General features: G+C 64.2%; 9 protein-coding genes and 1 pseudogene. 1 reads left to right on the plus strand and 9 read right to left on the minus strand.

Annotation, left to right across the window (positions count from 1 at the left end; translation table 11 throughout):
- Positions 1-326: pseudogene (locus ACT4OC_RS32080) on the plus strand (LysR family transcriptional regulator); the annotation flags it as partial.
- On the opposite strand, the gene ACT4OC_RS32085 reads toward ACT4OC_RS32080, so the two are convergent.
- The 9 genes from ACT4OC_RS32085 to ACT4OC_RS32125 are packed head-to-tail and all read right to left on the minus strand — an operon-like array spanning position 309 to position 8,638.
- Positions 309-545 carry a DUF2274 domain-containing protein gene (locus ACT4OC_RS32085; RefSeq protein WP_444843083.1) on the minus strand — a complete coding sequence of 79 codons (237 nt, stop codon included), beginning with the start codon at positions 543-545 and terminating at the stop codon, positions 309-311. The pseudogene ACT4OC_RS32080 and the gene ACT4OC_RS32085 sit on opposite strands and share 18 nt — an antisense overlap.
- Positions 542-1,774, minus strand: coding sequence for a TrbI/VirB10 family protein (locus ACT4OC_RS32090; RefSeq protein ID WP_444843084.1), 1,233 nt, complete (start codon positions 1,772-1,774; stop codon positions 542-544). Before ACT4OC_RS32090 ends, ACT4OC_RS32085 begins: the two co-directional genes overlap by 4 nt.
- Positions 1,771-2,814: a P-type conjugative transfer protein TrbG gene (trbG, locus tag ACT4OC_RS32095; RefSeq protein WP_444843090.1), complete on the minus strand. Its 1,044-nt coding sequence runs from the start codon at positions 2,812-2,814 to the stop codon at positions 1,771-1,773. The genes ACT4OC_RS32090 and trbG overlap by 4 nt, the downstream gene beginning before the upstream one ends.
- Positions 2,811-3,494 (minus strand): conjugal transfer protein TrbF, encoded by a 684-nt coding sequence (trbF, locus tag ACT4OC_RS32100; protein ID WP_444843085.1) that lies wholly within the window; start codon positions 3,492-3,494, stop codon positions 2,811-2,813. The genes trbG and trbF overlap by 4 nt, the downstream gene beginning before the upstream one ends.
- A gap of 3 nt (positions 3,495-3,497) precedes the next feature.
- Positions 3,498-4,793, minus strand: coding sequence for a P-type conjugative transfer protein TrbL (gene trbL, locus ACT4OC_RS32105; RefSeq protein ID WP_444843086.1), 1,296 nt, complete (start codon positions 4,791-4,793; stop codon positions 3,498-3,500).
- 4 nt (positions 4,794-4,797) lie between these two features.
- A complete protein-coding gene (gene trbK-alt, locus ACT4OC_RS32110) occupies positions 4,798-5,187 on the minus strand; it encodes a putative entry exclusion protein TrbK-alt (protein ID WP_444843087.1) in 390 nt (129 codons plus the stop codon).
- Positions 5,184-5,930, minus strand: a complete 747-nt coding sequence (gene trbJ, locus ACT4OC_RS32115) for a P-type conjugative transfer protein TrbJ (protein WP_444843088.1) — start codon at positions 5,928-5,930, stop codon at positions 5,184-5,186. The genes trbK-alt and trbJ overlap by 4 nt, the downstream gene beginning before the upstream one ends.
- Positions 5,927-8,368, minus strand: a complete 2,442-nt coding sequence (trbE, locus tag ACT4OC_RS32120; protein ID WP_444843089.1) for a conjugal transfer protein TrbE — start codon at positions 8,366-8,368, stop codon at positions 5,927-5,929. The genes trbJ and trbE overlap by 4 nt, the downstream gene beginning before the upstream one ends.
- 9 nt (positions 8,369-8,377) lie before the next feature.
- Positions 8,378-8,638, minus strand: a complete 261-nt coding sequence (locus ACT4OC_RS32125; protein WP_444843091.1) for a VirB3 family type IV secretion system protein — start codon at positions 8,636-8,638, stop codon at positions 8,378-8,380.
- Between the last annotated feature and the right edge of the window lie 26 nt (positions 8,639-8,664).

Below are 8,664 nucleotides of genomic sequence, written 5' to 3' on the forward strand. Positions count from 1 at the left end.
CTCGCTCCGGCGGCGCCGGGCCACAGGCGCACGACCATATCGTGCTGCGCCTCGCTGGGAACTGGGGCCAACTTCGCATTCAGCGCTTTGATGTTGAACGGGACACGCTGATGTCGATGGTCGCACAAGGCTATGGCATCACGTTGACCAGTGAAGCGGCAGCGCAAGCGGCTTTTCCTGGCGTCGTATTCCGGCCTATTCTCGACGAGCCTGAACCAATCACCTTCAGCGCCCTCTGGTCGCCGCACAACCGCAGTCAGACGCTGCTTCATCTTCTCGCGCTTGCGCAACGGAAATCCCAGGGCTTGTCAACCGGAAGTCGATGACGACAACCGCCGCGCCTTTGCAAAGACCCGATCTGTCGCCATAAACCGTTCCAGCATCGGCGCGATCAGTTGGACCGGCTCTAACGGCTTTGCGGCGCCCGCGATTCGCGCCAGCTGTGCTCCATACGCGACGAGATCGCGATGAACAGATGCAGGCAATTCGATGGTGAGCTTGACCGGTTTGTCATCGATAAGCGGCCAGAGCTTGAGCTTTGTCATCGCGGTACCTCCTGGTTGTAGGGTGCTAGCACGAGGTCGCGACTGACGACCACACGCACCGGAAATCCCGGCCGAATCGTCAGCGTCGGCTGAATATCCAGGTTGCGGCTCACGACCCGCTGCCCGACCTGGTTAAAGCTCTGCGAGCCGCCGCGCCGGATCGCCTGGACGAGATCGTTCTGATTACCGGTCGTACCGGCTTCCGATACGACGCTGAGCAGGGTCGAGAGCAGCGCTGCCTTCAACAGCCCAGCCCAATGGTTATCGACCTCGTCCTCAAGCCCGGAATAGCCTGATGTGTCGGCGCCGGGCTGGCGTTCCAGCACAATCGACGTACCGTTCGGCATGAGAAGCCGGGTCCAGACCAGCAGCACGCGCGACTGCCCGAAGGCGACCTGACTGTCGTACTGGCCGATCAGGCGCGCACCCTGCGGGACGAGAAGATACTTGCCGGTCGGGGTATCATAAACGTTCTCTGATACCTGGGCGGTGATCTGGCCCGGCAGATCGGAGCGGATACCGGTGATCAGCGCTCCTGATATGACAGTGCCGGCCTGCACCACGTAGCGCGATGCCGGCGGCACCAACCTGGCTGCACTGGTCGTTCGACCATCGGCTGAAGCGTTGACGAATGCGAGTTTTCTGTCCTGGCCGTTCTGCGCGAAGGCCGTGTCGGTCGGTGGCTGAGTGAGGGAATTCGTCGCGGCGCTGGCGTCAGGTGTTGACGCCGATGGCGATGTCGGTGTTATCGAAGGCAGTTCCCGGATATTGGTCGATGCGAACAGCCGGCTCAACCGCGCCGCCTCGATCTCCTGCGCACGCCGCTGTGCCTCCGGATCGACCGCGGGCCCAGCCGGAATAACCGTGTTCGGCACGGCGCCGGCGTTGAGCATGGGGCGGCCGAGGTCGCCGGGCAGAGGTGGACCCAGCGGCGGCGCTTGCCGCGGGATTCCGGCATAATCGCGCGGCAAGCCGGCCAATCCATCCGCCGTGGTGCGGTGATCGGTGCTGTAAAGTTCTTCGGGCGCGGCGTTACGATGGCGACTGTTCTGCAAGGCCCAGAATACGGCGCCGGACATAGCGACGAGCGCGATCGCGGCACCACCTGTCAGCACCTTGCGCGACAGCCGCGTCACGCTCGGGCGCGGCGGCCGCAGCCGCAGCGCGGCGGCGGGGTCGCCGGGCCTGATTGGATCGGGTGCTGCGTTCTCCTGTCGCTCGTCGCTCACCGCAGCCTCCCGTCGGTGCGAGAGATACGAACGGCCTGCTGATGCTCGCCACCAAGCCGCAGTTCGGCGGCGCCGAACAGCCGGTCGACGATGTAGTAGTTTTGCCGCATCCGGTAATTGACGAGCTGGCCGTCGCCTTCCGGACCAATCACGAACAGCGGCGGCGCTTCGCCCTGCGCAATCCCGCGCGGCATCTCGATATAGACCTTGGATCCGTCATCGAAGGCGGAAAGCGGCCGCCACGGCGGATTATCGCCGGTGATGACATAGCGGAAGCGCAGTTTTGAGATATCGATGCCGGCGTCGATCGGCGCCGCGGTCGCAGCCGCCACGTTCTGACGGCGAAGTGCAATGAGCTGGTCGTCGGGATACTGCCAGGACACCGAGGCCATGTAGGTCTTCTCGGTCGAGCGCAGTTCGAGCAAATAGGTCCGCCGATCGGTGTTGATGACGAGGTTGGTGACGAGATCGGGGCGGGTCGGCTTGATCAGGATGTGAACCTTCTTGGCAGCGCCGGTTCCGCTCTCGGTGTCACCGATGATCCAGCGTACGGTATCGCCGGCTGCGACGGGGCCGGAGCCACTGAGTTGCTCGCCGGCCTGGAGCGCAACGTCGGTGATCTGGCCGGGCGCGGCATAGACCTGATAGAGCGCGCCGCCGGTGAATGGATAGACCTGTACCGCGTTGATAAATCCGTTGCGCACCGGCTGGACGCGGGCGGCGGCATTGGCCTGGTTGACGCGTGCCGCGGGGTCCGCTGCCTCGGGCGTGGATTTACCGCGGGGCAACGGCTTCAACTGCCCGGGCAGCGGCAGCGGCTTCGGCAGCTCCACGACCTCGACCCGCGCCGGCGGATCGGCGAGCAGCACGGCGGGCTCCGCGGGATCGTCGAGCGCAATCTCTGGCGGTTTTTGCAAATGCGAGCAGCCGCCAAGCATGGACGTAGCCATCAACAGAAGCGCCAACGCGGATTGACCGAAGGATGTATGGCTAAATTGACGCGAAGCCGGGACCGTGATTCCTCGGAAAGGCGGTGTCATTGTCCGAGTTCCCTCGACCAGTTGATGGCGTTGACGTAGATTCCGAGAGGATTTTTCCGCAAACGATCGGCGTCGTGCGGGGTTTGAGTCACGATGGTCAGAATCGCGGTCCATCGCTCCGTCGTGGCGAGCGAGCCATTCTCGTAAGTGCGCTGGATCCAGGCGACGCGAAAGGACTGCGGCGAGGCGCGGATGACGCTGGAGACCTCGATCGAGATCTGGATTTTGCCGAGATTGGCGAAGGGGTCGCTGCTGAGGGCGAAATCGTTGAGGGCGGTGGCGCCGCGATCGGTGGTGAAGTCGTAGGCGCGCAGCCATTGCTGGCGCAGCAGAACCGGATCGACTGGCAATCCCCTGATATCCTCGATGAAGCGTGCGAGGTGATAGGCGATCTGCGCTTCGGTCGGCTGATAGTCCGATGTCGCGGGCGCGACTGCTTGCGCCTGACCGAGGCGGTCGACCTGCACGACCCAGGGCGTAACGGTGCCGCGCAATGACTGCGAGAGGAGACCGAGCGCCAAACCCGCCGACAGGATCAGCGAACCGAACGCCATCAGCCGCCAGTTCCTGGCCTGGACCCGCGCTGAGCCGATACGTTCGTCCCAGACCTGTGCCGCCTTCTGGTAGGGCGTCTCGGGTTGGGGCGTGCGGCCATAGCGGACCGATGGTCTTCGAAACATGCACTATTCCCCCTCAGACAGGTCAACAGACGCGCCGCCACCACCGTGATCGCCGGAGCGAACGGCATGCGCCGCGGTCGAGGTCCCATGGTTGATGGTTTGCGCGCGCTTCATGCGGCGCGCCCAGGCGGGCGGATTGCTGGCAGTTGCTACGGCTGACGATGCAGCGGCGTCGGAGCCTGCCATGCTCCCCTCGCCTGTCGCGCCCCTGCCCCCGGCCTCAAAACTGCTCTTGAGGCTGCTGGCGGCACGGCGCAGCGGGCTCATCGCGGCATCAGCCCCTTTCCAAAGGCCACTCTTCACGACACCGGATGCGCCGCCGGCGCGATAGGCTGCGGTAGCGCCGCCGGCGAGCGCGGCACTGCCGCGAGCGGCTCCGGCGGCCATGCCACCGGCCGCGGCAAGTCCGCCCGCCGCCATACCGGCGCCAGCCAATCCGACTGCTGCGACGCCACCACCGGCCGCTGCCGCGCCGACAGCGGCGCCGGCACCGAGTTGCGGTCCACCGGACACAAGGCCATTGGCAATGCCAGGTCCGAAAATGCTTAAGCCGAGCAGCGAGAGCGCGGCAAGCACGATCGCCATGGCGTCGTCGATCGATGGCGGGGTGCCGGCCGTCCCCGTGGTGAACTGTGAAAACAGCGTCGAGCCGATGCCGACGATGACGGCAAGCACCAGCACCTTGATGCCGGATGAGATGACATTGCCGAGCACGCGCTCGGCCATGAACGCGGATTTGCCGAACAGGCCGAACGGAATGAGCGCGAAACCCGCGAGTGTCGTCAGCTTGAATTCGATCAGGGTGACGAAGAGCTGGATTGCCAGGATGAAGAAGGCTGATAGCACCACCAGCCAGGCGAACAGCAGCACCATGATCTGGATGAAGTTTTCGAAGAAGGAGATGTAACCCATCAGCCCGGAAATCGAATCGAGCAGCGGCCGGCCGGCGTCGAGCCCGACCTGGGCGACGCGGCCGGGGCGCAGGAAGTCGGCGGCCGACAGACCGGAGCCGGCGGCTTTCAGGCCGAGGCCGGAAAAGCTCTCGAAGATGATGCGGGCGAGATTGTTCCAGTTGCCGATGAGATAGGCGAAGACGCCGACGAACAGCGTCTTCTTCACCAGCCGCGCGATGATGTCGTCGTCGCCGCCCCACGACCAGAACAGCGCCGCCAGCGTGATGTCGATCGCGATCAGCGTGGTGGCGACGAAGGCCACTTCGGGCTGTAGCAGCCCGAATCCGCTGTCGATATATTGGGTAAAAACCCCCAAAAAGCGGTCGATGACGCTGGTCCCACCCATGCGCTCACTCGCTTTCCCTGGGAGAGATCGGCGGCCATCCCTGTGGCAGGCGACTCATTTCGTTTCGCAGCGCGGGCGCCGGCGATTGACGATTCGGCGCGTTGTCGTTCGGATGTGCCGTTGGAGCTGGAGTTTTGCTATGCCCGAGGAATTGCCGGCGGTGCTCGGCCCAAACACGCCGACACGCCTCAAGCGCGTCCGTTTGCTCTGGCATCACCCTCCGGCAGCGCGCCAGTTCGGCCGTCAGCGGATATGCATCTGGAGACGCTGAAGATGCAGACGAGATTTGCCTTTCGTCGTCACGGAGTTTGATGGCGCAGGCCGCGACGACCAGAACCATCGCCGCGACGCCTGCCACCATTGACAGTCGATCTATTCTGCTGCGCACGCTCATCGATGAAACATCGTCACATTGGTCGATTGATAGCCGGTGCCAGGGGTAAGAAAGCGGCGGAGCTGCTCCCTGCCCTGGTCTTGCGCTGCGGCCTGCTGCGCGGCCTGAAGCGACTGCGCCCGGCCCTGGGCAACCACGGTTGCGGTGAGGTCGGCGAGTTGCTGTGCCTGCAGGGCGAGAAGCTGGTTGCCGGCTTGCGTTGCCGCAAGGCCGCCGGTTGCCGCCTGACTCGACGTCACCAAGGCCGACATCTGTGTGCGGTTGGTGTCGAGGTTGCCGACGACGCCAGCTTGCACACGCAGCGCATCCTGCAGGGCCGCGACGGAGTTCTGCCAACGCGCTTGCGCGTAGGCGATCAGGGTCTGACTGGACTGGCTGGCGTTGGCGCTGCCGTACGTGGTCTGAAAGGCATGATCGATCTCACGAACGTTGAAGGCGATCCTCTCGGCTTGCGCGAGCAGCTGTTGCGTGCGCTGGATCGAGGACTGAAGCTGTTGCAGCGAAGAGTATGGCAGGCTCGCGAGATTGCGCGCCTGGTTGATCAGGCTCTCGCGCTGATTTTGCAGCGCGGCGATCTGGTTATTGATCTGCTGCAGCTCACGTGCCGCGATCAAGACGTTCTGCGCATAGTTTTGGAGGTCGAACACGATTGCCTGTGCCAACACAGACACGGAGAGCGGCGGTGCGGCGGTAAGCCACAACGCGACCGTGCTCGCCGCCGCCAGATGACGGAGTTTTGTCATGAAGATATCTCCAGGTTGCGAAGGCCGGGGATGAGATCGGCTGCCCAGCCCGCGCCACGCAGGCGCAGCCAGGCGGCCACAAAGCCGTCGCGGCCGTGTTCGGCGAGCGCGCCAGTGATCGTGGCCTGATCGGTCCTGGAGGACGCCGCGCAGAAGGCGAGCGCGACCTCGCCAAGGCCGAGCTCGAACAGCCGGTCGCCGCGGCGCGATTGGCAGTAATAATCGCGCTTTGGCGTGGCGCGCGTCAAAATCTCGATCTGACGGTCGTTGAGCCCGAACCGGCGATAGATGGCTGAGATCTGCGGCTCGATCGCGCGCTCGTTCGGCAACAACAGTCGCGTCGGGCAGCTCTCGATGATGGCGGGCGCGATGTGCGAACCGTCAATATCGGACAGCGATTGCGTGGCGAAGACGACGGAGGCGTTCTTCTTCCGCAGCGTTTTCAGCCACTCCCGCACCTGGCCGGCATAACCCTCGTCGTCCAGCGCCAGCCAACCTTCGTCGATGATCAGCAGCGTCGGCCGGCCGTCGAGGCGTTGCTCTATACGATGAAAGAGATAGGCGAGCACGGCAGGCGCGGCTCCGGTGCCAATCAGCCCCTCCGTCTCGAACACTTGCACCGAGGCATCGCCAAGCCGCTCGGTCTCGGCGTCGAGCAGCCGCCCTGAGGGCCCACCGATGCAATAGGATTGCAGCGCGCGCTTGAGGTCTTGGGATTGCAGCAATACGGACAGGCCGGTGAGCGTGCGTTCCGTAACCGGCGCTGAGGCGAGCGAGGTCAACGCCGACCAGAGATATTCCCTAACCTCTGGCGTGATGGTGACGCCCTCGCGCGTCAGGATATTGACGATCCAATCTGCGGCCCAGGCGCGCTCGGGAACGTCTTGAATACGCGCCAGCGGCTGCAGCGAGACGGACGCCTGAGCGCCGTCGGTCAAATCGCCGCCGAGATCATGCCAGTCCGCTCCAATCGCAAGCGCCGCGGCGCGGATCGAGCCGCCGAAATCGAAAGCAAAAATCTGATTGCGCGGATAGCGTCGGAATTGCAGCGCCATCAGCGCCAGCAATACCGACTTGCCCGCGCCGGTCGGGCCGACGACGAGGGTGTGGCCGACATCGCCGACATGGAGCGAAAATCGAAACGGCGTTGCGCCCTCGGTCTTGCCCAGGAACAGCGGCGGCGCGCCCAAATGCTCGTCTCGGGCAGAGCCTGCCCAGACGGCGGAGAGCGGGATCATGTGCGCGAGATTGAGCGTCGAGACCGGCAGCTGCCGGACGTTGGCGTAGGCATGGCCAGGCAGCGACCCCAGCCACGCCTCCACCGCGTTGACGCTCTCCGCCATGCAGGTGAAATCGCGTCCCTGAATGACTTTCTCGACGAGACGGAGCTTTTCGTCGGCGACGCTGATATCGTCATCCCACACGGTTACGGTGGCGGTAACGTAGGCTTGACCAATCGCGTCGGATCCGAGTTCCTGAAGGGCCGCGTCAGCATCCATGGCCTTGTTATGGGCGTCGGTGTCGAGCAGGCTCGAGGCTTCGTTGGTCATCACCTCCTTCAGGATCGCGGCGACCGATTTACGCTTGGCAAACCATTGCCGCCGGATTTTGGTCAGCAACCTCGTTGCATCAGACTTGTCGAGCATGATCGCACGGGTCGACCAGCGGTATGGGAAGGCCAACCGGTTGAGTTCGTCCAGAATCCCGGGGGTCGTGACGGTCGGGAACCCGACAACGGTCAGCACGCGCAGATGGGAAGTGCCGAGCATCGGCTCCAACCCACCGGCCAGGGGCTGGTCGGCCAAGACGGCGTCGAGATACATCGGTATCTCCGGCACGCGGACGCGCTGACGTTTGGTCGAGACGGTCGAATGCAGATAGGTCAGCGTTTCCTCATCATCGAGCCATCTGAGTTCGGGCATAAAGCCTTCGACAAGCCCAAGCACGCGGTCGGTCCGGTCGACGAATCCACGTTGCACTTGGCGGGCATCCTGATCTCTGCTGCGATCGCGTCCCTCGTAGAAAAACCCTTCCGCGCGCGCGGTGTCTTCTGGCGGCGGCAAATAGAGAAAGGTCAGGAAGTAGTTGGACTCGTAATGCGCCCCCTCCTCCTCGAATTGGGCGCGGCGCTCGACGTCGACCAGGGCTGACGCCACGTCTGGAAAATATCCTTGCGGATATTGGCTGGCAGGGTGGCGCTGCGCTTCGACGAAAACAGCCCAGCCGGAGCCAAGCCGCCGCAAGGCGTTGTTCAGCCGGCCGGCGACGCCGACTAGTTCCGCCGGCACCGCGGAATCCAGATCCGGCCCCCGAAACTTCGCCGTGCGCTGAAACGAGCCATCCTTGTTGAGGACGATGCCCTCGTCGACCAAAGCGGCCCAAGGCAGGAAATCCGCCAGATGCGACTGGGACCTGCGATACTCGGTGAGATTCATCATGCGCGTGCCTCAAACGGAAAGGTGGCCGGGGATGCGCAGATGGCGGCGCACGACGTCGACGAACAGTGGATCGCGCCTGGCGGCCCAGATGGCGGCGGCCTGACCGAGGATCCCGAGCAAGAGACCGGCGATCCACAGCCGCAGGCCGAGACCAAGAGCTGCTGCGAGTGTGCCATTGAGAATTGCGACCGCGCGCGGTGCGCCGCCGAGCAAGATGTGCTCGGTGAGCGCGCGATGAACGGGTGCTGCAAATCCGGGGACCTCCTCCATCAGACCAGCGCTCCGCCGCCAAAGGA

This window comes from Bradyrhizobium sp. (genome assembly GCF_052389815.1).
Taxonomy (GTDB): domain Bacteria; phylum Pseudomonadota; class Alphaproteobacteria; order Rhizobiales; family Xanthobacteraceae; genus Bradyrhizobium.

Bases quoted from the DNA above. Each gene is read 5' to 3' on its own strand.
- ACT4OC_RS32085 (WP_444843083.1), bottom strand. From the start codon at position 545: ATGACAAAGCTCAAGCTCTGGCCGCTTATCGATGACAAACCGGTCAAG.
- trbG (WP_444843090.1), bottom strand. From the start codon at position 2,814: ATGACACCGCCTTTCCGAGGAATCACGGTCCCGGCTTCGCGTCAATTT.
- trbF (WP_444843085.1), bottom strand. From the start codon at position 3,494: ATGTTTCGAAGACCATCGGTCCGCTATGGCCGCACGCCCCAACCCGAG.
- trbL (WP_444843086.1), bottom strand. From the start codon at position 4,793: ATGGGTGGGACCAGCGTCATCGACCGCTTTTTGGGGGTTTTTACCCAA.
- trbK-alt (WP_444843087.1), bottom strand. From the start codon at position 5,187: ATGAGCGTGCGCAGCAGAATAGATCGACTGTCAATGGTGGCAGGCGTC.
- trbJ (WP_444843088.1), bottom strand. From the start codon at position 5,930: ATGACAAAACTCCGTCATCTGGCGGCGGCGAGCACGGTCGCGTTGTGG.
- trbE (WP_444843089.1), bottom strand. From the start codon at position 8,368: ATGATGAATCTCACCGAGTATCGCAGGTCCCAGTCGCATCTGGCGGAT.
- ACT4OC_RS32125 (WP_444843091.1), bottom strand. From the start codon at position 8,638: ATGGAGGAGGTCCCCGGATTTGCAGCACCCGTTCATCGCGCGCTCACC.